This window comes from Pseudooctadecabacter jejudonensis (assembly GCF_900172275.1).
GTDB lineage: Bacteria > Pseudomonadota > Alphaproteobacteria > Rhodobacterales > Rhodobacteraceae > Octadecabacter > Octadecabacter jejudonensis.
This window is the reverse complement of the sequence record NZ_FWFT01000004.1, coordinates 75611-98531: the sequence shown is the minus strand read 5'-3', so window position 1 is coordinate 98531 and position 22921 is coordinate 75611. Positions and strand designations below refer to the sequence as shown.

Genomic DNA, 22921 nt, shown 5'->3' with positions numbered 1-22921 from the left:
ACTCAATCTACGGCACGGGGCCGTGCCTTTGGCTGCTTCGCCCCCTTGTCAAAAGACGGATTGGGGGCTTGTTGAGAGAGGTTGTGACGGCCAAAGGGGGCAAGATTGGGGCCAGATTTGCCCATTTGTGCGGTTATTGGACACGATCATCCGCTGAGCTTGCGGTTGTTTCCAGGCTGGACTGGACAGGTGCCCACACAAAAACGGGCCCCTGAGGGCCCGAATTTTCTTATTTTATTGGGTTATTGGCCGCCCACGGCGGGTGCTGCGTCGCCGCCTCCACCGCCACCGCCGCCGCCAAGACCCGGGCTCGATGTCGCACTTGCGACGTATTCGCGGAAGATCACATCGGCGTAGCGTCCGTTCAGAACCGTGGGGTGGTTTTCAACGAATCCCGACACTTCGGTCACGGTCCGGCGGTTGCGACGCTCCCGCCCTTCGGTGACGATAAGGGGCTGTGTTTCGCCAAAGGACACCACCGCCTCAAGCCGGTTGCGGCTGATGCCTTGGGTCGACAGGTACAAGACCACGGCTTCCGCGCGGCGCAGGCCAAGGCGCCGATTGTACGCGGTTGACCCCACAAGATCGGTGTGGCCGTAGACCTTGAAGCGGACTTCTGGGAACTGGCGGATCCATGCGGCCTGCTGACGCAATGTCGCGCGGGCGGTTTCGTCCAGCGCGGTCGAGTTGAACGGGAACGTCACCATCGTATTCACCTCAGAGGAGAACCGGCGGTTGAGGTTCACGGCAAAGCTGCTGGCCCCCGTTTGCACAGAGGTGTTGTTGGCCGTGGCATTTCCGAAAAAGCCGCTGTCGATTTCAGATCCGGCTTCGCGGGTGTTGAAATCCTGCCATTGGGTGCCGCCAGCGATCTGATTGCATCCCGCAAGGGCCAGCACTGCTGCGGACAAAATTGCCATCGGTTTCATTGCCTGAATTCCCATTTTAGTCATCCAAAACATAGCCGTAGGACCCGCTGAAATCTTGGCGGGCCACTTCGCCGGCACCGCCTTGTTGCGGGGCCTCGCCTGCTGCGACACGACCAAAGAGGAAGAGATCACGTTCAGACGGCGGGCGAACGCGGTCCGTTGGCAGGGCCAAGGCTTCCCCCCGTGTCGGGGTGACAAGATGCGGCGTGACAATGATGACCAGTTCGGTCTGTTGGCGGCTGTATTCGGCAGAGCGGAACAACGCACCCAGCACCGGGATGTCACCCGCCCATGGCACTTGGCCGCTCAGGTCCACAAAGTCATCAGACAGAAGGCCCGCAATCGCAAAGCTTTCACCGTCACGCATTTCAACCGTGGTTGATGTGGCGCGTGTTTTGAACGCATCGATCGAAAAACCGTTTTGGCTAAAGCCATTGGCCGGATCGAGAGATGACACCGACGCGTTGAGTTCAAGGTTAATGACATCGCCATCCACCACGCGGGGAATAAAGTCCAATTCGATGCCGAACGGTTTGTATTCGACCGAAATCGCCCCTTCTTCCTGCGAAACAGGGACGGGGTATTCCCCACCTGCAAGGAAGCTGGCCTCTTGCCCCGACAGTGCTGTCAGGTTGGGCTCAGCCAAGGTTCGGACGACGCCACGATTTTCCAGGGCTTCAAGAAGAATGCCGACTTCGACACTGCCCGCATTGAACCCGAACAAAAATGCGCCTGCGTTGTCGTTGCCACCGGGCAGCGCGCCGCCAAGCGCTCCGTTGCGCGCGCCGTCACCGACAGTTGTTCCCGTTCCGAGAGCAAGGCCGAGATCGCCGCCCAACGCATCACCGCCCAAAGACAAAGAGGAGCTGAGGGATTTGGACACCGACCGCTGCATTTCCGCAAAACGAACCCGCAACATAACCTGCTGCGTGCCGCCGACCGTCATGAGATTGGAGACCCGATCCGGTGCGTAGCGATTTGCCAGTTCCAGCGCGCGATCAAGACGCGCAATCGACGAAACCGTACCGGACAGGACGATGCCATCGTTGGCTGTGCGCACTTCGATGTGTTCACCTGGCAGGATTTGTTCCAGCCGTTCCTTAAATTCCGCGATATCAGGGGTCACGTGGACTTCGACGTTGGTGATCAGTCGACCATCGCCGCCCAGAAGGGTCAGCGTCGTCCGGCCTGGTTCTTTGCCAAGAACATAAATTGTCCGGTCAGACAGCGACGAAATATCTGCAATCGTCGGATTGGCGATGGACAATTCCGTAAAGGGTACATCGCTTTCAACCACGACCGCACGGTTCATTGGGACGTTCAGCGCACTGGAGGGTGCGCCACGCATGACTTGCAACGTCTCAGCCGGAAGCTGGGACGGTACGCTTGTCATTGTAAAGGCAAGACCCATCAGGGCTGCCTTGAGAAATCTATTTTGTGTCATTGTGACCTGCCTCTAATGTCACGCCCGATGCGAGGTTTTCCCCGTCATTTTGACCAGCCTGCGCGAAATCGACATTTTTTGCAAGAATCAATGTATTGGACCCGTTCGTTTATGTGGATAACTGGCAACATGATGACACGAACGGCCGACTGCGAACATCCAAACGCCCCCACCTGGAAGGGTGAGGGCGTCAGTGGTTGAGATTGATTTTGGACAAGTTTGGCAAAATGTGAGCGGCTGCCAAGCTACACAAATCCGTCTATCAGTTGGTGCAGGGGATCGGAATTTCGACCACTTCAGCGCCACGACGTGTCCGGATCGTACAGATCTGCTCACGCTCAACCTGAGGGGCGGGGGCCTGTGGAGTGATGCCCAAAAGCGACGCCTGATTGACCTCGATCGCGCCAGCGACCGTGTCGTCCTCACGTCCGACCAAGGACAAAGACAAACGACCGGTCGCCTGGGCCTGAGCGAGCGCAGCGACCTGATCTGGAGTAACCTGTACGGTGACCGTCCGCGCGATCGTGGCACCAGTGCGCCCACTTTCAGAGGTCTGGTCAACCGCAACCAATTGAACGTTCGCTTCAATCAGCTTGGTAATGTCGGTGTTGTCGCCACCAAGGCCAGCGGCGCGGCCTGTCCAGTAAACATCGACACGGTCGCCCGGTGATAGAAACCCGGAGACGCCTGAGGACACGTCGACCTTAATGGCGAAGGCACGCATGCCACGCTCCAAAAGGGCAGTGATCCCCGCGACTTCCCCCGGGGCGGTCACTTTGACAGCCAGAAGGGGTTCATTGGGTTCCATCTGACGCAAGGCCACGCGCAATTCTTCCGGACCCTCGGGGAAGACCTCTTCCTGTGTGCGAAAGATGCCTTCGGGCAGAAAGGGCTCGGCGTATTTGATCACGACAATATCGTCAGTCGTGATTTGTTCGCCGTGTTCGACGACACGGTTCACAGCAATGACATCGACGGTTGGCACGGCTTCCGCAATTGCGGCCTGCTGCGCGGCCAGCGCTGCATTTTGTTGCTGGAAATACCCCTGAACCATGTAAATGGCGAAGCCCGCAAGCCCCATTCCCACGATCAAGACAAGTCCAAATACTGCTCGCATTGTCTTATTCCTTTGATTACATGGCCAAGACTTTGCGGCCAACTCTGCTTACGCATCAGGTACAATGGAAATGCGGCACCATTGTGCCGCATCCATGAAATTGATGTGCCGATGGATCGCCCCGTTTTGGGGCAAAACGTCAGTATGTTACAACGTCCTGGGCGCTTAAGAATGCACCAACGCTTGTCGATTTATTGGTGGCGCCTGCGCCAATAATGGCGATCAGGGCGATGGCAAGACCGACAATTGCAGCCGTCAAAACAACCCAGTCAACTGTGACTGCACCGTCGTCGTCCCAGCGGAACTTTTGGATAATGTGTTTCATATCGAAAATGCGTCCTTCAAATCACTGGTGGTCATTTAGGCATGCCGGGAAAATGCGGCCCAATCATGACGACGCCATGCTTATTTTGCGAAGACATGCGCCCCCGTCGCGCCATTGATCAAAATACAAAAGGGGCCGCACCGAAGTGCGACCCCTTATGTCAACTTAAGCGTTCCGCTTAGTAAGTTGCGATGGTCTGCTGGGACAGCTGGGAGCTGATCTTGTCGCCCAGAGCAGTCGTACCGCCGGACACGGAAGACAGAACGGCGATGCCCAGGCCCACGATGGCTGCAGTCAGAACGACCCAGTCAACAGTCACGGCACCGTCTTCGTCGTTGCGGAAGTTTTTGATGAAGTTAAGCATGATAATTCTCCGAAGTCTTATGTGTCTTAGTAAGTTGCGATGGTCTGCTGGGACAGCTGGGAGCTGATCTTGTCGCCCAGAGCAGTCGTACCGCCGGACACGGAAGACAGAACGGCGATGCCCAGACCCACGATGGCTGCAGTCAGAACGACCCAGTCAACAGTCACGGCACCGTCTTCGTCGTTGCGGAAGTTTTTGATGAAGTTAAGCATTGGTTTCCCTCCTCAGGGTATCTCTCAGTTTCAGTATCTAGGCGGATCACTGTGTGCACCGGCCTCTTGTTGGTGCGTTTTCCGTCTTGGATGAGCATTGTTTGACGGTGGAATGGGGCAGCAATTGGACACCATTCGTGCAATTTTGCATCCGATTAACTTTTTACTGATTTTTATTGTAACTCACTGATTGCAAAGGATTTAAATCGTAAGTTTCGCATTTTAGGTAAATGAATCGTTGCAAAAACGTGTCTAGTCCACGCCGCAGAGAGAAATTGTTTACGAAATTGTGGATCGACGAAGCGCAACTAAGCTACCTTTGCCAAAACAAGAAGCAGGCGGAGACCGCGAAAATGCGGCGTAGTATTATAATGGCCGCGTTGGTCGCCCTTACGGGGACAGCGCCGGCACTGGCAGAGAGTCACCGACTTCAGGGTGATTTCACCTTCAGACGCATCGGGGTGCCTCAATCAGGTGCCACCAATCGCATCACGGTACAGGTTGCCCCGCAGGCGCCATCTGCCCCGTCTGCGCCCCCGGTTGCCGGATCGGGTGGAACACCTGCACCCGCACCTGGATCGCCCGCGATTGCAGGTCTGGCCCCCGCGCCTTCGGGGGTCGAGTGGTATTGGGAGGCGATTTCCCCGTCGCTTGATGATGCGGACAGCTTTTCACTTGAGGCCGCGGTGGCAGCACTGACGACCGCGCCGCAAGGGCAGGGCGTGCCCGCCCCACGTCTTCAGGGCATGACGGAATTGGCGAACCGCTACGGCATCGATATTTTGACCGCCACGATTGGCACTGATGTTTCGCCGGCGTTGGTTTTGGCCGTTATTTCTGTCGAGAGTGCCGGGCGATCAGACGCAGTGAGTGGCGCAGGCGCCCAGGGGCTGATGCAATTGATGCCGCCCACGGCCGCGCGGTTTGGCGTTCAGAATGCCTTTGATGTGCGCGAAAACATCAAGGGCGGGACGGCCTACCTTGATTGGTTGCTGGACGAATTCGACAACAAGGTCATCTATGCGCTGGCCGGATATAATGCGGGCGAAGGGGCTGTGCGCAATAACAACGGCGTCCCGCCCTTTGCGGAAACCCGCGCCTACGTGCCCAAGGTACTGGCCGCATGGGAGGTCGCACGCGGCCTGTGTATGACACCGCCCGAACTGGTGACAGACGGCTGCGTCTTCACAGTTTCTTCTGAATAGGATCGAAATCGATGACGATGAAACCGCTTGTTTTGGACGCGGACGGGACTTTGTTGCGTACCGATATGTTGCTCGAAGGGTTCTGGAAGGGGCTGGGCACAGATCCCGCAGCGACGTTGAAAACCATACCGCTTGCAGGGGATCGCGCCGCGTTGAAGGCGGAAATTGCCCGCATCGCGCCATTGCGCGTTGATCTGCTGCCGGTGCACGAAGAAATTGCATCCCTGGCACTTGAGGCGCGTGAAGCAGGGCGCGAAGTGGCGCTGGCCAGTGCATCTGACGTTTCATACGTGCAGCCCTTGGCCGACCACTACGGAATTGAACGGGTGTTTGCGTCCCAGAATGGGGTGAACCTGAAAGGCCAAGCCAAAGCTGATGCGCTTGTCGCGGCCTATGGTGAGGGTGGGTTCGATTACGCGGGCAACGACAAGAGTGATCGCAAGATCTGGGATCGTGCAGATCATGCCATTGTGGTCGGATCGGCGGGGGGCGGGGCCAAGGGCCTGCCGTCCGTGACGCAGATCAAGGGGGGCTGGTCCCCCCGTGCTGTGTTGAAATCCATGCGCCCCCACCAATGGGTCAAAAACGTGCTGTTGTTTTTGCCCATGATTGCCGCGCACGCGTTCTTCTTTGAAACGTTCTTGGCGGTGTGTTTGGGCATCGTCAGCTTTTCCGCTGCAGCGTCTTGCATTTATATCGTGAACGATCTGCTGGATATCGAAGCAGACAGGCTGCACGCCAAGAAATGCAAACGCCCCTTTGCCGCGGGCACCGTTCCGATCCCTGTCGGGATGTTGACCTGTGCGGCGCTGGGCGTGATCGCTTTGGGCGTGGGCGCGCTGTTGTCTTGGCAGATGTTCGGCGTGGTCGCGTTCTATATGGCGCTGTCGCTGGCTTATTCGATGCGTCTGAAACGGCTGCGTTGGATCGACATCGCTGTTCTCGCCTCTCTTTACACCTTGCGTGTTGTGGCCGGTGCGGCCGCCAGCGGGGTGGATGCGTCGGTCTTTATGTTGATCTTCATTTTCCCGATTTTCATCACGCTGGGCTGTGTAAAGCGCATGACGGAATTGGCGCTGGCCAAGGACGACAATCCCTTGCCTGGACGTGGGTATGCGCGGCGCGATATGGGCGATTTGCTGAATATGTCTGCCATCGGGATGGTCGGCGCATTGGTGATCTTCTTTTTGTATTCTTATTCCGATCAGGCGCTGGGGCTTTATCCGGATCAATGGTTGCTGTGGTTGGCCCTCGTGCCGATTGCGGCATGGCTCTACCGGATGGTGAGGTTGGGATATATGGGGCGGATGGATTACGACCCGATCGTCTTTGCCCTCAGCGACATGCGCGGCTTGGGCTACTTGTTGATCACGTTGTCCCTGATGTTTTACGGCGCAGGCCTGTGGTCGGAATGGTTCGGGCGGGTGTTTGGATAAACGCCAGCGGGAACGCGTGCTGCGACGTGCGCCTCCGGCGGGGATATTTTTGAAACAAAGACAACAAAGCCCGATGTCCGTGCATGGCGAACATCGGGCCCGTAACAGCGGTGCTGTCTTCGTTTGCGGCCATCGGCGTCCCCGCCTGTACCGTTCTTTCACCGTAGCGCGTTTCCCTTAATAGGGCGTAAATCCGCGAGACGTGGTGTGACGTCAAAGTCAGATCGACATCTTTTTGAAGATCGGCTCGGGGATCAGCTTGATCACGGTCATGACTGGCCACCAGATCCATTTGGTATAAAGCGTGTTGCGCTTCTTTTGCAGGGCTTTGTGGATGTCTGCCACAACGGCGTCGGCGGTGGTCATAAAGGGCTGCGGCCCGAGACCTTCGGTCATTGCCGTCTCCACCGGGCCAGGTTTTACCGTCAGCACATGCACACCATGCCGCCCCAGCGCATTGCGCAACCCGCTGAGGTATGTGGCAAAGCCCGCCTTGGCGGCCCCGTAGACGTAATTGCCCACGCGGCCACGATCGCCCGCAACGGATCCCACGCCGACAATGGCGCCGGTGCCGCGGGTTTGAAGATGGGGGGCGAGCATTTGCAGGACCCGCGCCGGGCCGGTCAGGCTGTCGGCGATCACACCATCGAGGATGGAAGGATCCGCATCGATCGCGTCCTGCGGGGGCATGGATCCTACGAAAACCGCGCAGTTGAGGGTTCCGGGGCGGCTGGTTGCCACATCAAGGATGCCGTCAAACGTCGCAGGGTCGCGGGCGTCGAACATCACGGGCGTGGCCCCTTCGGCGCCGCGCGCTGTTGCATCGGCGGCTGTGGCGTCCAGATCATCCATCCGCCTGCCGGCGAGGATCACGTGTGCGCCTTGTTCGGCCACAGAGCGGATGAACGCTTTGGCGATGGTTGAGCTTGCGCCCAGTACAATCCAGGTTTCGGTCATATGTCAGGTCCTTAGGTCTAGGCGACGTATCATATCGGTTTTCAACAGACCTTCGGGGTCTGCTTTGGCCGCAGCGGCGGCCCATTTGGGGTGATCGGGGTACATGGCCTTGATCGCGCCGCCCGTGGATAGGGCGTCTTTGGCCAGATAAAGGCGCCCCCCTGCGTCAACGGTCGCGTCCTCCAACCGCTCAATCAGACGGCGGGCTTGGGGGCGGTTCGGGAAATCGATGGCCAGCGTATAGCCTTCCATCGGGAAAGACATATGGCCTGCCCGGCCCGGACCCATGCGTTTGAGGACCGCAAGAGGGGAGGCCAAGCCCGATCGGGCGATGGTGGCCAGCATATGCCGCAGGGCTGCGGCCTGACCCAGAGGCACCACACATTGAAACTGGTGAAATCCGCGCTTGCCATAAAGCCGGTTCCAATCGTGGATCTTGTCCAGCGGGAAAAAGAAATCCTGAAGGGGGCGAACCACGGTGCGGCCGGATCGGGGCACACGTCTGTAATAGGCCGCGTTGAAGGCTTTGACGATGGGACCGGACAGCGCCCAATGGGGGGCATCGAGGGGGATTGTCTTTGCCGCCCGCGGGGCAGGCCGCAAGCCGCGGCAGGTTTCGCCTTCTTCGACGATGCCGCGGCCCAGAGATGGGCCTGTGGCCGTCGCATCGATCCAGCCGACGGTATAGGGCGCGGTTGAAGCATCCAGCAAAGCGATGTGATGATCCCAGTCCGTGGCCCGCTGTTCGGTCACCAGCATCAGGTCGCCCTTGGCCGGGGTCAGTTGCAACGTTGCCTGCGTGATCACACCGGTTTGGCCAAGGCCGCCACAGGTCGCTTTCCAAAGGGCGCCTGTTTTGGGCGTGATTTTGCGGGTCTTGTCGCCTTGTAACAGCTGAAGAGCCATCACATGCTGACAAAAGCTGCCGGCATGGTGGTGGTTTTTGCCATGCACATCCATGGCGATTGCCCCACCGACGGTGGCAAAGCCGGTGCCAGGAAGAACGGCGGGCAGCCAGCCTTGGGGCGCAAGGATGCGGGCCAGTTCCCCCAACCGCATGCCGGCCTCAACGGTGATCACGCCAACCTCACGATCGAACGAAAGAATGCGGTCGATCCGCGTCATATCCGTCGCTGCTCCGCCGTCGTTCAACGGCGCGTCCCCGTAAGATCGGCGGTTGCCGATGGCAGGGGCCGTCGCGGCCACGCGGCGCACATCGTCGGGGCGTGTGATGTCACCCGTTGCGCGCAGGGCACGGCCCCAGCCGGAATAGGATGTGTTGCGGGTCATGCGGCGGCGGCTTGTGATTTGGCTTCGGCGAGGGGGAAGATCAGCAGACCGATTCCGATTGCGAACCAGAGTGTTGTCAGGCGGATCACGGCGGTGGCAGGGATCGACACCTCAAGCGGGACACCTTCGAGAGACAGGAGGGCCACCATCGCAGCCTCCGCCCCACCCACGCCGCCCGGTGCACCGGTAAGACCCCCTGCAAGGGTGGAGAATGTGAAAATTGCGACCGCTTTGGCCAGCCCAATGTCGGCGCCCATCCACACCATCAGAATATGAAAGGCATAGCCCTCGGCAATCCAGCCGATCAGGCCAAGGAAGAGGGCGGCGATCAGCACAGGCGCGTTGGTAAAGACTGTCAGGGAGCGTGCTGCCATGCGGGCGCGGCCCATCAGACGCGGCAGCCGGCCGATGAGCCTGTAGGTCCATGTCACACACGCCGCCAAAAGGCTGGGGCGGGTCGCCACGAAGGCCGCCAAAAGCGCCAGTACCGCGACCGGCATAGCCATTGCTATGCCACCCGCAGACAGCGCGATACCGCCCGCCAGAATGAGGGCCATGACCGCGAGGTCCGAGGCGCGATCCATCAGCACCAGCGGAGCGGTGCGTTCCACGGCCCAACCGGTTTCCCGTTTCAACCATCGCATACGGATCAATTCGCCGACACGTCCGGGGGTGACGGACATGGCAAAACCGCCCAGGAAGTGGCGCAAGTCCTGCCCCAGCGTCGTGGGCAGGCCCAAACGACGGGCAAAAAGATGCCACCGCGCCCCGCGGAAAAGATAATTCACCAGGCTAAGCGCAAGCAGCAGCGAAATTTGCTGCCATGTCAGTTTCATCAGTTGGGCTTTGGTTTCTTCCCACCCCGTCGCGGCGGCCAATCCGGCCAGCCCCGCAATCACAAAGGCGAAGAGGGCCCCTAACAAAGCGATGTCGCGCCAGCGACGTTTGGTGCTGTCGGTCGATGTTGGCGCCATTGACGGGCCTGTGTTTGTGCTGCTCATGCTCATTCCTTCGCGATTAGCGACAGAATAGGGCGATAGTATGACTTTGTTTTAGATTTGGAAACGAAAGAGCGGTGCTTTCGGGGAGGCCTGGTGTTTTGGGCAGACGGGAGGATTTAGGTATTTTTGACCCAAAGAAGCGGGGCCTGGCCCTAGATCAAAAACAGATCCGCCCAGTCGGGGTGTTTGGCGCGCTGGGCGTTTACGTAAGGGCACAGGGGGACGATCTTGTAGCCCTTATTGCGAGCGTCCGCGATGAGGTGTTGCATCAGCAGGTACGCAAGGCCTTGGCCTTCGAGGGCTTTGGGCACCGCCGTATGATCCACAATGCGAGAGGTGGGTGACAGAATGGAATAGGTCATCTCTGCCTCGCCCTCGGGCGTGGCGATCACAAAGCGGCCTTTCGAGCCGCTTTGCTGTTCGGTGATCTTTGGATTAGACAAGCGTGGCTTCGGTGGCAGCGCGCAATTCGTCTTCGGTGACGCCGTCGGCTGTTTCAACGATTTTGAGGCCGCCTTCGACCACGTCCAGCACCCCAAGGTTCGTGATGATACGATCCACGACGCCTTTGCCGGTCAGCGGCAGGGTGCAGGCCTTCAGCAGTTTGCTGTCACCGTGTTTGTTCGTGTGGTCCATGACCACGATGACGCGGCCGACGCCTGCGACCAGATCCATGGCGCCGCCCATACCTTTGACCAGTTTGCCGGGGATCATCCAGTTGGCCAGATCGCCGTTTTCGGCCACTTCCATGGCGCCGAGGATCGCCGCCGCGATCTTTCCGCCGCGGATCATGCCGAAGGAGGTGGCGCTGTCGAAATAGGCCGTGCGGTCCATTTCGGTGATGGTCTGCTTGCCTGCGTTGATCAGGTCCGGGTCCTCGTCACCCTCATACGGGAAAGGCCCCATGCCAAGCATCCCGTTTTCAGACTGAAGCGTGATGTCTTTGTCGCCCACATAGTTGGCCACAAGCGTTGGGATGCCGATGCCGAGGTTCACATACCAACCGTCTTCGAGTTCTTGTGCCGCACGGGCGGCCATCTGATTGCGATCCCACATTATGCTTTCTCCCGCACGGTCCGTTGTTCGATACGCTTTTCGTGTGTGCCTTGGATGATCCGGTGCACGTAAATTCCAGGAAGGTGGATAGCGTCAGGGTCCAGCGATCCGGTTGGCACGATTTCCTCAACCTCAACCACGCAGGTCTTGCCACACATGGCCGCCGGAGGGTTGAAGTTGCGAGCGGTTTTGCGGAACACGAGGTTGCCGGTTTCATCGGCCTTCCACGCCTTGACGATGCTGAGATCGGCAAAGATGCCTTCTTCCATGATGTAGGTTTCCATGGCGCCGTTTTGGCCTGTGGGGAAGTCTTTGTGGTCCTTCCCGTCGGCAATCACAGTGCCCACGCCGGTCTTGGTGTAGAACCCCGGAATGCCGCAGCCGCCGGACCGCATCCGTTCGGCTAATGTGCCTTGGGGGTTGAATTCCAGCTCAAGCTCCCCCGAAAGATACTGGCGCATGAATTCGGCGTTTTCGCCCACGTAGGAGGAGATCATCTTTTTGACCTGACGGGTTTGCAACAGGATGCCGATGCCGAAATCATCGACGCCCGCGTTGTTGGACGCGAAGGTCAGGTCTTTGGTGCCCGCGTCCTTGATCGCCGCCAACAGCAATTCCGGAATGCCGCACAGGCCAAAGCCTCCGGCCGCGATGAACATGCCGTCGTGCAAAAGCCCGTCCAGGGCTGCGGCGGCGTCAGGATAGATTTTCTGCATAAGACCCCCATATCGTGTCGCCGCTATTGATGGGAGGGGGCGTCGCTCGTGTCAATGGAAATGCTGCAATGCGGCGCGAAACGGACGTTGCTACAGGACGAGGCTGTTGTCTTCTTCTTCTGCGCGGCTTTCGTCGGCTGTGGCCAGAGCGATCCCGAAGGTGAGGATACCGACGCGGCCCGCGGTCATCAGGACGATGATCACCAGCTTGCCCAGATCGCTAAGATCGCCGGTGATCCCCATGGACAGGCCGACGGTGCCCATGGCTGAAATGGCCTCAAACATCAGCACCTCAAACGCTGCCGCTTCGGTCAGCAGCAGCACAAACATAGAGCCCGCCAGAAGGGCCATATAGAACGTCAGGCCGGCAGCGGCGTTTTGCAATTTGTCCAGCGGCACGCGGCGTTTGAAAAACCGGATCTGGTCGCGCCCCTTGAGGGTGGACCGGACCAGCCCAATCAGGGCTGCAAGCGACGTTGTCTTCAACCCGCCGCCTGTGCCTGCGGGTGAGGCGCCGATCATCATCAAAAAGAACATCACCATCAAGATGGCGGGCGCCAGAGAGCCGATGGGATGGGTGTTGAAGCCCACGGTGGTGGCCGCTGTCATGGTTTGAAAAAACGCGAGCATCAGGCGTTCGGCGGGGGGCACATCGGCGATGCTGGGCTCGACCACAAAAAAGATCAACGTGCCTGCCACCAGCATGAACCCTGTGATACGAACGATCACCTTGGTCGTAAAGCCGAGGTATTTCTTGCGCCCCACAAACGTCCGCCAACTGTCGACGACGATCAAAAAGCCCATCGCACCCAAGAGGCTGAGAACCGAGATGGTGACGTTCAAAGGCAGATCGCCTGCGTAGTCTTCCAGCGAATTGGGAAACAGGCTGAACCCTGCGGTGCAGAACGCGGAAATGGCGTGAAAAATCGCGGGCCACAGGGGATTGGCCACGTCGTTTGCAGCGAAAATGAAGTACAGGATAGTGGCGCCCACCGCCTCAACCAAGAAGGTGAACAGGAGGACCGACATAATGAAACTGCGCGGATCGATATCGTCGGGCAGGTTGAATGCGGCCTTTGTGGTGCGTCTGCGGGCATGGCCCAACCGGTGCTGGATCGTCAGGACCATAAAGGACCCAATGGTCATATAGCCCAGCCCCCCAAGCTGGATCAGAAACAAGATCACCAATTCACCGCCAAAGGTGAAACTGCTGGCGGGGTCCACACTGACAAGCCCCGTCGTGGACACCGCCGATGTGGCGATGAACAACGTATCCAAGGCGCCAACGCTGACCTCTTGCAAGACGGGCAGGCTCAGCAGGACCCACCCGATCAGGATGTAGGACAGATAGCCAAACAGAAGCAGCTTTGCCGGATGGGTCGTCGTGAAAAACATATTGAGACGCGCAAGCGTGCGCACCGACTGGTAGGATTTCGACCGGTCTTTGGTCATGGCGGATGCCTTTCACATCAGGCGCTTGATCACGACTGTCCAAGCATTGCAGGTCGACCGCGAGGATCGGGCGATCAGTCTTCCTTGACAGCCGTCTTTTTCTTAGCCACGGGCTTCTTTGCGGCTGTTTTCTTCTTCGCCGCAGGCTTTTTCGCGGCTTTCTTCGGGGCAATTTTCTTGCCCGATTTTGCGGCACGTTCTTCAATCAGGGTGACCGCTTGGCTGAGCGTCAGGTCTGCGACCTCAATCGTGTCGGGGATCGTCGCGTTAATCTTGTCCCACTTCACGTAAGGCCCGTATTTGCCGTCAAACACATTGACCGGCCCGCCCACGTCGGGGTGTTCGCCAAGCTCACGGACCGGCACGGCGGCCTTGCCCCTGTTGCCACGGCTGGCGACCTTTTCGGCCAACAGTTGAACCGCGCGGTTCATGCCGACCTCCCACACCTCGTCCAGCCCCTCAAGGTTGGCGTTTGTGCCACCTTTGAATGACGTGCTTTCGGCGTGTTTCAGGTAGGGGCCATAGCGCCCGATGTTGGCCCAGACATTCACCCCATCCTCAGGGTGGGGGCCGATCAGACGGGGCAGATCAAGCAGTTTCACCGCTGTTTCAAGGTCAACTTCCTCCGGCACCCATTCTTTGGGAATGGACTGACGAGGGGGTTTTTTGTTGTCTTCGGTGACATCGCCACGTTGCACATAGGGGCCAAAGCGGCCCTTGTGCACCCAGATTTTGTCGCCCTGATCCTCGCCCAACAGTTTGCCCTCAGGCGGAATGCCTGCGGCGTCATCTTCGCCCGGGGGGCCAAAGGCGCGGGTGTAGCGGCAGTTGGGGTAGTTCGAACATCCAATGAACGCGCCACCCGAGCGCGCAGTGCGCATCGAAAGACGTCCCTCGCCACAGTTGGGGCACAAACGCGGATCGGTGCCGTCCTCATTGGGGGGGAAGATGTGCGGGGCGAGGACTTCGTTGATCTTTTCAAGGACTTCGGTGATGGAATTGTCCATCGCCTCGTCGATGGTCACTTTGAAATCGCGCCAGAAGCTTTCCAACACCTTCTTATAATCCGCATTCCCTGCCGAGACGTGGTCCAGATCCTCTTCGAGAGACGCGGTGTAATCGTAGCCCACATATTTGCGGAAATAATTGGTCAGAAAGGCTGTAACCAACCGTCCCTTATCCTCAGGGATCAGGCGGTTTTTGTCTTTGCGGACGTATTCGCGATCCTGAATGGTGGTCACGATAGACGCATAGGTCGACGGACGCCCGATGCCCAATTCTTCCATCCGTTTGACCAGCGTGGCCTCGGTATAACGGGGGGGCGGCTGGGTGAAATGTTGCTCAGGCGTGACGCTGTCTTTCGCCATCGTCTCACCCTCATTCATCTGGGCCAGACGCTTGTCATCATCATCCACAACCTCGTCGTCGCGGCCTTCTTCATAGACGCGCAGGAAGCCGTCGAACATCACCACCTGTCCGGTGGCGCGCAATTCCACCTGACCGTCGGCACTGCCGATGTCGGCGGTGGTGCGTTCCAGACGCGCGGCCTCCATCTGGCTGGCGATGGTGCGTTTGTAGATCAGATCATAGAGTTTGCGCTGATCCGGATCGGCGATTTTCGCGTCCTCAGTGGATTTGGCTAGATCGGTGGGGCGCACGCATTCGTGGGCTTCCTGTGCGTTCTTGGCTTTGTTTTTGTAGATGCGCGGTTTGTCCGGCACGTAGTTTGCGCCGTATTTGTCTTTGATCGCGTCGCGGGCGGCACTCACGGCCTCGGGGGCCATGTCGATGCCGTCGGTCCGCATGTATGTAATCAACCCCGCCTCATACAGACGCTGGGCCGCATTCATGGTCATCCGCGCGCCAAAGCCGAATTTGCGGCTGGCCTCTTGTTGCAGGGTGGATGTCATGAAGGGGGCAGAGGGGTTGCGGGTGGCGGGTTTCGCCTCAACCGATTTGACCACGAGATCACGCGACAGCACGGCCTGCTGTGCCATTTCGGCCTGTGTTGCGTTCTCCAGATCGAATTTGTCGAGCTTTTTGCCCGCCAAAACCGTCAAACGTGCCTCAACCACCTGATTGCGAGGGGTTTGCAGCTGCGCTTTGACGGACCAGTATTCGCGGTTGTTGAACGCCTCGATTTCCATCTCACGCTCAACGATGATCCGCAACGTGACCGATTGCACGCGGCCCGCAGATTTCGCCCCGGGGAGGCGGCGCCACAGAACGGGCGACAGTTTAAAGCCCACCAGATAATCCAGCGCGCGGCGTGCCAGATAGGCATCGACCAGCGGTTGATCCACTTGGCGTGGGTTCTTCATAGCCTCGGTCACGGCGGATTTGGTGATCGCGTTGAACACCACGCGGCTGACGGGGGTGTCTTTCTTGATGGATTTGCGTTTGCGCAATGCCTCCTCAAGGTGCCAGCTGATGGCCTCGCCCTCACGGTCGGGGTCGGTGGCGAGGATCAATGCGTTGTCGTCTTTCAGGGCGTCGGCGATCGCTTTGATGTGTTTTTTGCTGTCGGATGCGACCTCCCACAGCATCTCGAAATCCTGATCCGGGTCGACGGATCCGTCTTTGGGGGGCAGGTCACGCACATGCCCGTATGAGGCCAGAACAGTGTAGTCAGACCCCAGATATTTGTTGATTGTCTTGGCCTTAGCCGGAGATTCAACGACAACAACAGGCATGGGAATCCTTCCGAAACGCGCAAATTCAATAGTCGCGCAAGATGTGGGGGGTGCCACGTGATTGTCAATGGAGGTTCTTTGGACACCCCTGCGCGACCCTTTGGCACGCCCTCAAATGTGGTCCTTCAGATGGTGCGGGCCAGAACTCCGCCCGCCTGTCTGACGACCTTTCCATCAAGTTCAAGGTCCATCAGAACCGGCGCAATGGTGTGCGCAGACGTCCCAAGGGCGCGGATCAGTTGATCTTCGGCCATGGGGGCAGGCGACAAACGCGTGAGGATATCATTATGCAAGGCCGCAGTTTCACGCAAGCTGCGGCGTGGCTCAGGGGCGGGGGCGGGTTCTTTTGGCGGCTGCGCAGGCATGGTCAGCCGCAATTCGGGCGCGAGATCAGGCTGCGCGCCGAGGTGAACGAGGATATCTTGGGGTCCGCGCACAAGGACGGCGCCGTCACGGATCAACGCGTTGCAGCCCGCGACCCGCGCGTCAAAGGGATGTCCAGGGACAGCCAAAACGTCGCGGCCCTGGTCCAACGCCGTGCGCGCGGTGCCAAGGCTGCCTGATTTCGCGGCGGCCTCAACCACCACCACAGCCTGTGAGAGCCCTGATATAATGCGATTGCGGGCGACGAAGTGGCGCGCGCGGGGCTGAAACCCCATGGGTTGATCCGAAAGGCACAGCCCCTTTTGGGCGATGGCGCGGGCCAGATCGGCGTTTTCGGCAGGATAGAGCACGTCAACACCGCCCGCGACCACTGCAATGGTTCCGGTGGGCAGGGATTTATGATGGGCCGCGGCGTCAATCCCGCGGGCCAGACCAGATACGATTGTAAATCCGGCCTCTCCCACCTCTTGCGCCAATTTTGCCGCCATGCGCGTCCCCAATGAGGACGCGTTTCGCGCCCCGATCAACGCGACCTTGGGCGTATTCAGCAACTCAACCCGCCCCGTGGCCCACAGCGCGACAGGGGCATCGTCAACTTCCGTCAGTGCATGTGGAAAATCTGCGTCGCCTTGAAACAGCAACCGCGCTTTTGTGCGGTGACCAGCCTTCAGTTCAGCCAGTACGACGCCTTCGGGGCAGACTTCGTAATTTGGCACACCTGCGGCTTTGGCAATATCGGGGAGGGCGGCCAGGGCGGCCTGTGCTGTGCCATGTTCCGCAAGCAGTCTGCGGTAGGTCACGGGGCCCACACGACGTGAGCGCAGCAGGCGGAGGTGGTCAACGCGATCATCTTCCGTGGTGGGTGGGAGTGGGGGGTGAGTGGAAGAGGGTCTCTTCGATGTCATCCTATACTCCGCCTGCTGCAGAATCAGGATTAGAGAAAAGGGGTTAACGAAAGGTTATCAAACGCCTTGTTTAGAAAGGGTTTGTGACGTTTTTTGACATACTGTGACGTGCCCTCCCCATAAATGGCCCCCCCTGTTTTGAGGTTCGGGGGGGGGAGCGGCCTCTCTAGGCCGCGGCACCCCCGACGGTCAGTCCCCCAATCAACAGCGAGGGCTGTCCAACACCCACAGGCACCCACTGGCCAGCCTTGCCGCAATTGCCGATGCCGGGATCAAGCGTCATGTCATTGCCGATGCCGCGAACCTGTTTCATCGCAGTGGCCCCGTCGCCAATCAACGTGGCCCCTTTGACGGGCGCGCCGACCTTGCCGTTCTTCACGCGGTAGGCCTCGGTGCACGAAAAGACGAACTTGCCGTTCGTGATATCCACCTGACCGCCACCGAAGCCCACAGCATAAATGCCGTCCTGCAAACCGGCGAGCATGTCTTTGGGGTCTGCCTCGCCGCCCAACATATAGGTGTTGGTCATGCGGGGCATCGGAATGTGCGCAAAACTTTCACGGCGGCCGTTGCCTGTTGGTTCAACCCCCATCAGGCGGGCGTTCTGACGGTCTTGCATATAGCCTACGAGAATGCCGTCCTCGATCAAGACGTTCTTGCCCGATGGCGTGCCTTCGTCGTCAACGGTAATGGATCCGCGCCGGTCGGGGATTGTGCCATCGTCCAGCACGGTCACACCTTTGGCCGCGACCTGTTGGCCCATCAGGCCCGCGAAGGCAGAGGTGCCCTTGCGGTTGAAATCCCCCTCAAGGCCATGCCCCACGGCCTCATGCAGCAAGATCCCGGGCCAGCCGGGGCCTAGCAGAACATCCATCACACCGGCTGGTGCGGGTTCCGCGTCGAGGTTAACCAGCGCAATGCGCAAAGCCTCACGCGCCACAGGTTGCCAATGATCAGGGCTGATCAACCCCACAAGGCCCGTGCGCCCGCCGCCGCCCATGCCACCGCTTTCACGGCGCCCGTTGTCTTCGACAATGACGGAGATATTCAACCGCGCCATGGGCCGCGTGTCTGTCACCAACGTGCCTTCAGGCCGCAGGATCAAGACCTCTTGGTGGGACGCGGCCAAGGTCGCGCTGACTTGCACCACGCGTGGATCCAGATCGCGGCAAAATGCGTCGATTTCCTTGAGAAGATCGATCTTGGCGGGAAATGTCGCCTCGGCCATGGGGGCGGCATCGGTGTAAAGGTGGGTGTTGGTGCCTTTGGGGGCGTCTGCCAATGTGCCGCCGCCCGCACCGACGGCCAGCCGTGCGGTTTCGACTGCACGTTTCAGGGCGTGTTCGTCGATGGTGGTCGAATGGGCATAGCCTGCAACCTCACCGCGCACGGCCCGCAGACCGAACCCTTCGGAGGCGTCATAACTGGCAGTGCGCACGCGCCCGTCGTCATAGGCCAGAACCTCAGACCGGCGGCGTTCCAAAAACAGCTCTCCGTCATCGGCGCCTGCGGTGGCCTGCCGGACCAGATCGAGGGCACGATCGTGATCCAGATTCGTTTCAAACGGGCGGAATGGGTCGTGCGCCATGAACTTTCCTGACTGTTTCTCTGATTTGGATCAAAAAGCGACGGTTTGACACGTCTGGATCGCTTGAGTTGCTGAACAGGATATGGGATGACCCCGCCTGAATACAACGGGATTCCGTCTGCACGGAACCATGGGAACAACCAAGTCGGCGCACAGCCCCGCGCCAAGCAAGGGATCGAGACACCTATGATGAACTTCGCAAAACGTATGGGTTTGGCAGCCGCCGCCGCTTTTGGCGCCACGGCAGCGCAGGCACAAACCGCCATTGAGGACCTTGAGATCGTGGGCGCGCCCACTCCGGGTGCGACAGGGTTTCAGCCCGCCGCGACTGAGCTGATGCGTGATCTGGTTTGGCTGGACGGCATGTTGCTGGTGATCATCACGATCATCTCGCTGTTCGTCGTGGGGCTGCTGGCTTGGGTCATCATCCGCTACAACGCCAAGCGTAACCCTGAGCCTGCGACGTTCACCCACAATTCCCCGCTGGAGGTCGCATGGACCGTCGTGCCGATCGTGATCCTTGTGTTCATCGGCGCGTTTTCCCTGCCGGTGCTGTTCAAGCAACAGGAGATCCCAGAGGGTGACATCAATATCACCGTGACGGGATACCAGTGGTTCTGGTCTTATGAGTACACGGACGAAGACGTGTTTTTTGAGTCCTACATGATCGGCTACAACGAAGGGAATTTGAACGACGACATCATCGCCCAGCTTGAAGAAGCCGGATACTCTGAGGATGAATTCCGTCTGGCCACAGACACCGCTGTTGTCGTTCCTGTGGGTGCAACTGTCGTGATGACGGTTACCGGTGCTGACGTCATCCATTCCTGGACGATCCCGTCTTTCGGAGTGAAGCAGGACGCCGTGCCTGGACGTTTCGCCCAACTGTGGTTTGAGGCCGAGCGTGAAGGCATCTACTTTGGCCAGTGTTCTGAGCTGTGCGGCAAGGACCACGCCTACATGCCCATCACGGTCAAGGTCGTCGATCCAGCCGTCTATGAAGAGTGGTTGGCCGAGGCCAAGGTCGAATTCCCCGCATAAGCGGTCCGCAGTCTTGACGGGCGGGGTCAGGCACACCGCCGAGGCCCGCCCTGAAACTACTTCATGCAATGTGATAAGGCAGCCATGACAGACGCAACCAACCATACGCAGACGCAAGACGCGCAGATGGGCGATTATTTCGCCCTGATGAAGCCGCGTGTCATGCAACTGGTGGTGTTTACGGCGCTCGTTGGGCTGTTGGTGGCCCCTGTTGGCGTGAACCCGTTTGTCGGGTTTGTTGCGATTTTGTGCATTGCAGTGGGGGCAGGGGCCTCTGGTGCGTTGAATATGTGGTGGGATGCGGACATCGACGCCGTGATGAAACGCACGGTCAATCGGCCGATTCCGTCTGGTGCCGTACAACCGGGTGAGGCGCTGGGCATTGGCTTGGCCCTGTCCTTCTTCGCTGTCATTTTGCTGTTTTTGGCGACAAACGCGCTTGCGGCGGGTCTGCTCGCCTTCACGATCTTCTTTTACGCCGTCATCTATTCCATGTGGCTGAAACGCTCGACCCCGCAGAACATTGTGATCGGCGGTGCTGCAGGTGCCTTCCCCCCGATGATTGGCTGGGCTGTGGCCACTGGTGGGATAAGCATCGAAAGCGTTCTGATGTTCGCACTCATCTTTATGTGGACGCCCCCGCATTTCTGGGCATTGGCACTGTTTGTGAAATCTGACTACGGCGACGCAAATGTGCCTATGTTGACAGAAACCCACGGCCGCAAGGCAACGCGCAACCACATCCTGGGCTATTGCGTGCCTCTCGTTGTGGTCGCTCTGTGGCTTGGGTTCACCTCCGTTGGTGGCCCGTTTTATCTGGCCGTGGCCGTTGCGCTGAACCTGTGGTTCCTCAAAGGCTGTTACGACATCTGGACGCGCACTGATGCGGACAGTGACGCCGACAATCATGCGGTGGAAAAACACACGTTCAAGGTTTCGCTTTACTATTTGTTCGGCCACTTCACCGCGCTGTTGATCGAAGCGCTGCTGCGTGCCTACGGGCTCACAGCCTGGGCGGGGTGGTAAGCCATGGCGATGAAGGTCGAACATGAAATGCACCAGCGCCGCAAAGGCCGTAACATCGGGGTTTTCCTGCTGTTGTTCGGCCTGATCGGCATCGTTTTCGGTCTGACTGTGGTCAAGGTTCTGGGGCTAAGCGACATCCGCCAGTTGGAACGGTTTGACCACGTGGCGCGCCCGCAGCTGGAACCCGGCGCGCTTGAGGCTGCCGAAGAACGCGCCGCAGAACGTGCGGCCACCGCACCGCAGAACGAGGAGGCAAGCAACTGATGTTCAACCCCTTCAACCGCATCCCCGAAGGCCCAACCCGCACCGCAACCCAAGCGGTCAGCGTGGTTTTTCTGATGGGCGGCCTCGCATGGGCGTCGGTGCCGTTTTACGATTGGTTCTGCCGCGTCACCGGCTTTGGTGGGGCGACGAACGTCGTGTCTACCGGGTCCGACGTGATCCTGGATCAAACCATCACGGTCCGGTTCGACAGCTCAACCGCGCGCGACATGCCGTGGACATTCGAGCCCGTGCAGCGTGAAATGGAAGTGCGTATCGGCGAAACTGCACTCGCCTTTTATGAGGCCACAAACCCGACCGATCAGCCCATCGCAGGTGCGGCGTCCTACAACGTTGCCCCCTATGAAGCAGGCGCGTTTTTCGACAAGATCGATTGCTTTTGTTTCGAACAGCAGGTTTTGCAACCGGGTGAGACGATCAACATGCCAGTGACCTTCTTTGTGGATCCTGCAATCGTCGATGACCGTGAAGGCCAGTATGTACACACCATCACCTTAGGCTATACGTTCCACCGGAACGATTTGCCCGAAGAGATTGAACAGGCTGCCCTTGGGGCAGACGAACAAGCGGCGTTGGACATCGGAACAACGCCTGACCTGAATTAAGACCAAACCGCCAAGACCTAAACGCCAGGGGAACACCGACTATGGCCCACGAAAAAAACCACGATTATCACATTCTGCCGCCGTCGATCTGGCCGCTTCTGACCGGCGTTGCCGTGTTCGTCATGTTGTTTGGCGCAGTTGTCTGGATGGATACAAAAGACAACCCTTACATGTTCCTGATGGGCTTCGCGGGTGTTCTTTACTGCATGTACGCATGGTGGGCTGAGGTCATCGTCGAAAGCCATCAGGGCGACCACACACCCGTCGTCCGCATCGGCCTGCGCTATGGCTTCATCATGTTCATCATGTCCGAAGTCATGTTCTTCGCGGCATGGTTCTGGTCGTTCTTCAAGCACGCCATGTACCCCATGGGCCCACAGTCCCCCGCCGTGGATGGCCAATGGCCCCCCGCCGGGATCGAGACGTTTGATCCATGGCACCTGCCGCTGATCAACACGCTGATCCTGCTGTGTTCCGGTGCGGCGGCCACATGGGCGCACCACGCGCTGGTCCATGAAGACAACAAAGAAGACGTCAAAAACGGCTTGATTTTGGCCGTTGTTCTGGGCGTGATCTTTACGTTCTTCCAGGCTTATGAATACAGCCACGCAGCCTTTGGCCTTGCAGGCAATATCTATGGCGCGAACTTCTTTATGGCGACAGGCTTTCATGGGTTCCACGTTGTGATCGGCACGATCTTCCTATTCGTGTGCTACCTGCGTGTGCGTCGCGGCCACTTCACCGCTGAAAAACACATCGGGTTTGAGGCCGCTGCATGGTACTGGCACTTCGTTGACGTAGTGTGGCTGTTCCTCTTTGCCGCCGTCTACGTCTGGGGCCAGTAAGACCGACCCATTCGGTCACTTGACCTTGCCCGTCTGACATGAACAAAA

Annotated in this window: 23 protein-coding genes; 7 read left to right on the top strand and 16 right to left on the bottom strand. The window is 58.9% G+C overall.

Going from position 1 to position 22921, the window contains the following annotated elements:
- Window positions 1-242: 242 nt before the first annotated feature.
- From PSJ8397_RS12600 to PSJ8397_RS12575, 6 genes are all read right to left on the bottom strand, one after another.
- Window positions 243-929 carry an OmpA family protein gene (locus PSJ8397_RS12600; RefSeq protein WP_235000741.1) on the bottom strand — a complete coding sequence of 229 codons (687 nt, stop codon included), beginning with the start codon at window positions 927-929 and terminating at the stop codon, window positions 243-245.
- A gap of 16 nt (window positions 930-945) precedes the next feature.
- Entirely contained in the window at window positions 946-2373 is a 1428-nt protein-coding gene (locus tag PSJ8397_RS12595; protein WP_085864974.1) for a type II and III secretion system protein family protein, read from the bottom strand.
- A gap of 262 nt (window positions 2374-2635) precedes the next feature.
- Entirely contained in the window at window positions 2636-3490 is an 855-nt protein-coding gene (gene cpaB, locus PSJ8397_RS12590) for a Flp pilus assembly protein CpaB (protein ID WP_085864973.1), read from the bottom strand.
- Between the two features lie 139 nt (window positions 3491-3629).
- Window positions 3630-3815: a hypothetical protein gene (locus tag PSJ8397_RS12585; RefSeq protein WP_085864972.1), complete on the bottom strand. Its 186-nt coding sequence runs from the start codon at window positions 3813-3815 to the stop codon at window positions 3630-3632.
- 178 nt (window positions 3816-3993) lie between these two features.
- Entirely contained in the window at window positions 3994-4179 is a 186-nt protein-coding gene (locus PSJ8397_RS12580; protein ID WP_085864970.1) for a Flp family type IVb pilin, read from the bottom strand.
- A 26-nt stretch (window positions 4180-4205) separates the two neighbouring features.
- A complete protein-coding gene (locus PSJ8397_RS12575; protein WP_085864970.1) occupies window positions 4206-4391 on the bottom strand; it encodes a Flp family type IVb pilin in 186 nt (61 codons plus the stop codon).
- Window positions 4392-4744: 353 nt separating this feature from the next.
- On the opposite strand from PSJ8397_RS12575, the gene PSJ8397_RS12570 reads away from it, so the two are divergent.
- A complete protein-coding gene (locus tag PSJ8397_RS12570) occupies window positions 4745-5596 on the top strand; it encodes a lytic transglycosylase domain-containing protein (RefSeq protein WP_085865138.1) in 852 nt (283 codons plus the stop codon).
- An 11-nt stretch (window positions 5597-5607) separates the two neighbouring features.
- Window positions 5608-7032, top strand: coding sequence for a UbiA family prenyltransferase (locus tag PSJ8397_RS12565; protein ID WP_085864969.1), 1425 nt, complete (start codon window positions 5608-5610; stop codon window positions 7030-7032).
- A 219-nt stretch (window positions 7033-7251) separates the two neighbouring features.
- Here PSJ8397_RS12565 and PSJ8397_RS12560 read toward each other — a convergent pair whose 3' ends face one another.
- The 10 genes from PSJ8397_RS12560 to tldD all read right to left on the bottom strand — a co-directional run bounded on the left by PSJ8397_RS12560 (window position 7252) and on the right by tldD (window position 19074).
- The gene (locus tag PSJ8397_RS12560) at window positions 7252-7989 is read right to left on the bottom strand and encodes an SDR family NAD(P)-dependent oxidoreductase (RefSeq protein ID WP_085864968.1); all 738 of its coding nucleotides are present in this window, start codon (window positions 7987-7989) and stop codon (window positions 7252-7254) included.
- A 3-nt stretch (window positions 7990-7992) separates the two neighbouring features.
- Window positions 7993-9279: an FAD-binding oxidoreductase gene (locus PSJ8397_RS12555; protein WP_085864967.1), complete on the bottom strand. Its 1287-nt coding sequence runs from the start codon at window positions 9277-9279 to the stop codon at window positions 7993-7995.
- Window positions 9276-10280 (bottom strand): lysylphosphatidylglycerol synthase transmembrane domain-containing protein, encoded by a 1005-nt coding sequence (locus PSJ8397_RS12550; protein ID WP_085864966.1) that lies wholly within the window; start codon window positions 10278-10280, stop codon window positions 9276-9278. The genes PSJ8397_RS12555 and PSJ8397_RS12550 overlap by 4 nt, the downstream gene beginning before the upstream one ends.
- 152 nt (window positions 10281-10432) lie before the next feature.
- Entirely contained in the window at window positions 10433-10672 is a 240-nt protein-coding gene (locus tag PSJ8397_RS12545) for a GNAT family N-acetyltransferase (protein WP_235000739.1), read from the bottom strand.
- Window positions 10673-10715: 43 nt separating this feature from the next.
- Complete coding sequence (locus tag PSJ8397_RS12540; protein ID WP_085864965.1) at window positions 10716-11339, bottom strand: CoA transferase subunit B; 624 nt, start codon at window positions 11337-11339, stop codon at window positions 10716-10718.
- Complete coding sequence (locus tag PSJ8397_RS12535; RefSeq protein WP_085864964.1) at window positions 11336-12052, bottom strand: CoA transferase subunit A; 717 nt, start codon at window positions 12050-12052, stop codon at window positions 11336-11338. Before PSJ8397_RS12535 ends, PSJ8397_RS12540 begins: the two co-directional genes overlap by 4 nt.
- Before the next feature lie 90 nt (window positions 12053-12142).
- Entirely contained in the window at window positions 12143-13504 is a 1362-nt protein-coding gene (locus tag PSJ8397_RS12530; protein ID WP_235000737.1) for a TrkH family potassium uptake protein, read from the bottom strand.
- Between the two features lie 74 nt (window positions 13505-13578).
- Window positions 13579-16197 (bottom strand): type I DNA topoisomerase, encoded by a 2619-nt coding sequence (gene topA / locus PSJ8397_RS12525; RefSeq protein ID WP_085864963.1) that lies wholly within the window; start codon window positions 16195-16197, stop codon window positions 13579-13581.
- Window positions 16198-16322: 125 nt separating this feature from the next.
- Window positions 16323-17486 carry a DNA-processing protein DprA gene (dprA, locus tag PSJ8397_RS12520; RefSeq protein WP_085864962.1) on the bottom strand — a complete coding sequence of 388 codons (1164 nt, stop codon included), beginning with the start codon at window positions 17484-17486 and terminating at the stop codon, window positions 16323-16325.
- 166 nt (window positions 17487-17652) lie between these two features.
- Entirely contained in the window at window positions 17653-19074 is a 1422-nt protein-coding gene (gene tldD, locus PSJ8397_RS12515; RefSeq protein WP_085864961.1) for a metalloprotease TldD, read from the bottom strand.
- 186 nt (window positions 19075-19260) lie between these two features.
- On the opposite strand from tldD, the gene coxB reads away from it, so the two are divergent.
- The 5 genes from coxB to PSJ8397_RS12490 all read left to right on the top strand — a co-directional run bounded on the left by coxB (window position 19261) and on the right by PSJ8397_RS12490 (window position 22873).
- Window positions 19261-20115 carry a cytochrome c oxidase subunit II gene (gene coxB / locus PSJ8397_RS12510; protein WP_085865135.1) on the top strand — a complete coding sequence of 285 codons (855 nt, stop codon included), beginning with the start codon at window positions 19261-19263 and terminating at the stop codon, window positions 20113-20115.
- 84 nt (window positions 20116-20199) lie between these two features.
- On the top strand, window positions 20200-21141 hold the full coding sequence (cyoE, locus tag PSJ8397_RS12505; protein WP_085864960.1) for a heme o synthase: 942 nt from the start codon (window positions 20200-20202) through the stop codon (window positions 21139-21141).
- 3 nt (window positions 21142-21144) lie between these two features.
- A complete protein-coding gene (locus tag PSJ8397_RS12500) occupies window positions 21145-21405 on the top strand; it encodes a hypothetical protein (RefSeq protein WP_085864959.1) in 261 nt (86 codons plus the stop codon).
- The gene (locus tag PSJ8397_RS12495; RefSeq protein WP_085864958.1) at window positions 21405-22028 is read left to right on the top strand and encodes a cytochrome c oxidase assembly protein; all 624 of its coding nucleotides are present in this window, start codon (window positions 21405-21407) and stop codon (window positions 22026-22028) included. The genes PSJ8397_RS12500 and PSJ8397_RS12495 overlap by 1 nt, the downstream gene beginning before the upstream one ends.
- 41 nt (window positions 22029-22069) lie before the next feature.
- On the top strand, window positions 22070-22873 hold the full coding sequence (locus PSJ8397_RS12490) for a cytochrome c oxidase subunit 3 (RefSeq protein WP_085864957.1): 804 nt from the start codon (window positions 22070-22072) through the stop codon (window positions 22871-22873).
- Window positions 22874-22921 lie beyond the last annotated feature (48 nt).

Excerpts from the sequence above, each read along its gene's own strand:
- PSJ8397_RS12600 (WP_235000741.1), bottom strand. The coding sequence starts at position 929 with ATGAAACCGATGGCAATTTTGTCCGCAGCAGTGCTGGCCCTTGCGGGA.
- PSJ8397_RS12595 (WP_085864974.1), bottom strand. The coding sequence starts at position 2,373 with ATGACACAAAATAGATTTCTCAAGGCAGCCCTGATGGGTCTTGCCTTT.
- cpaB (WP_085864973.1), bottom strand. The coding sequence starts at position 3,490 with ATGCGAGCAGTATTTGGACTTGTCTTGATCGTGGGAATGGGGCTTGCG.
- PSJ8397_RS12585 (WP_085864972.1), bottom strand. The coding sequence starts at position 3,815 with ATGAAACACATTATCCAAAAGTTCCGCTGGGACGACGACGGTGCAGTC.
- PSJ8397_RS12580 (WP_085864970.1), bottom strand. The coding sequence starts at position 4,179 with ATGCTTAACTTCATCAAAAACTTCCGCAACGACGAAGACGGTGCCGTG.
- PSJ8397_RS12575 (WP_085864970.1), bottom strand. The coding sequence starts at position 4,391 with ATGCTTAACTTCATCAAAAACTTCCGCAACGACGAAGACGGTGCCGTG.
- PSJ8397_RS12570 (WP_085865138.1), top strand. The coding sequence starts at position 4,745 with ATGCGGCGTAGTATTATAATGGCCGCGTTGGTCGCCCTTACGGGGACA.
- PSJ8397_RS12565 (WP_085864969.1), top strand. The coding sequence starts at position 5,608 with ATGACGATGAAACCGCTTGTTTTGGACGCGGACGGGACTTTGTTGCGT.
- PSJ8397_RS12560 (WP_085864968.1), bottom strand. The coding sequence starts at position 7,989 with ATGACCGAAACCTGGATTGTACTGGGCGCAAGCTCAACCATCGCCAAA.
- PSJ8397_RS12555 (WP_085864967.1), bottom strand. The coding sequence starts at position 9,279 with ATGACCCGCAACACATCCTATTCCGGCTGGGGCCGTGCCCTGCGCGCA.
- PSJ8397_RS12550 (WP_085864966.1), bottom strand. The coding sequence starts at position 10,280 with ATGAGCAGCACAAACACAGGCCCGTCAATGGCGCCAACATCGACCGAC.
- PSJ8397_RS12535 (WP_085864964.1), bottom strand. The coding sequence starts at position 12,052 with ATGCAGAAAATCTATCCTGACGCCGCCGCAGCCCTGGACGGGCTTTTG.
- PSJ8397_RS12530 (WP_235000737.1), bottom strand. The coding sequence starts at position 13,504 with ATGACCAAAGACCGGTCGAAATCCTACCAGTCGGTGCGCACGCTTGCG.
- topA (WP_085864963.1), bottom strand. The coding sequence starts at position 16,197 with ATGCCTGTTGTTGTCGTTGAATCTCCGGCTAAGGCCAAGACAATCAAC.
- dprA (WP_085864962.1), bottom strand. The coding sequence starts at position 17,486 with ATGACATCGAAGAGACCCTCTTCCACTCACCCCCCACTCCCACCCACC.
- tldD (WP_085864961.1), bottom strand. The coding sequence starts at position 19,074 with ATGGCGCACGACCCATTCCGCCCGTTTGAAACGAATCTGGATCACGAT.
- coxB (WP_085865135.1), top strand. The coding sequence starts at position 19,261 with ATGATGAACTTCGCAAAACGTATGGGTTTGGCAGCCGCCGCCGCTTTT.
- cyoE (WP_085864960.1), top strand. The coding sequence starts at position 20,200 with ATGACAGACGCAACCAACCATACGCAGACGCAAGACGCGCAGATGGGC.
- PSJ8397_RS12500 (WP_085864959.1), top strand. The coding sequence starts at position 21,145 with ATGGCGATGAAGGTCGAACATGAAATGCACCAGCGCCGCAAAGGCCGT.
- PSJ8397_RS12495 (WP_085864958.1), top strand. The coding sequence starts at position 21,405 with ATGTTCAACCCCTTCAACCGCATCCCCGAAGGCCCAACCCGCACCGCA.
- PSJ8397_RS12490 (WP_085864957.1), top strand. The coding sequence starts at position 22,070 with ATGGCCCACGAAAAAAACCACGATTATCACATTCTGCCGCCGTCGATC.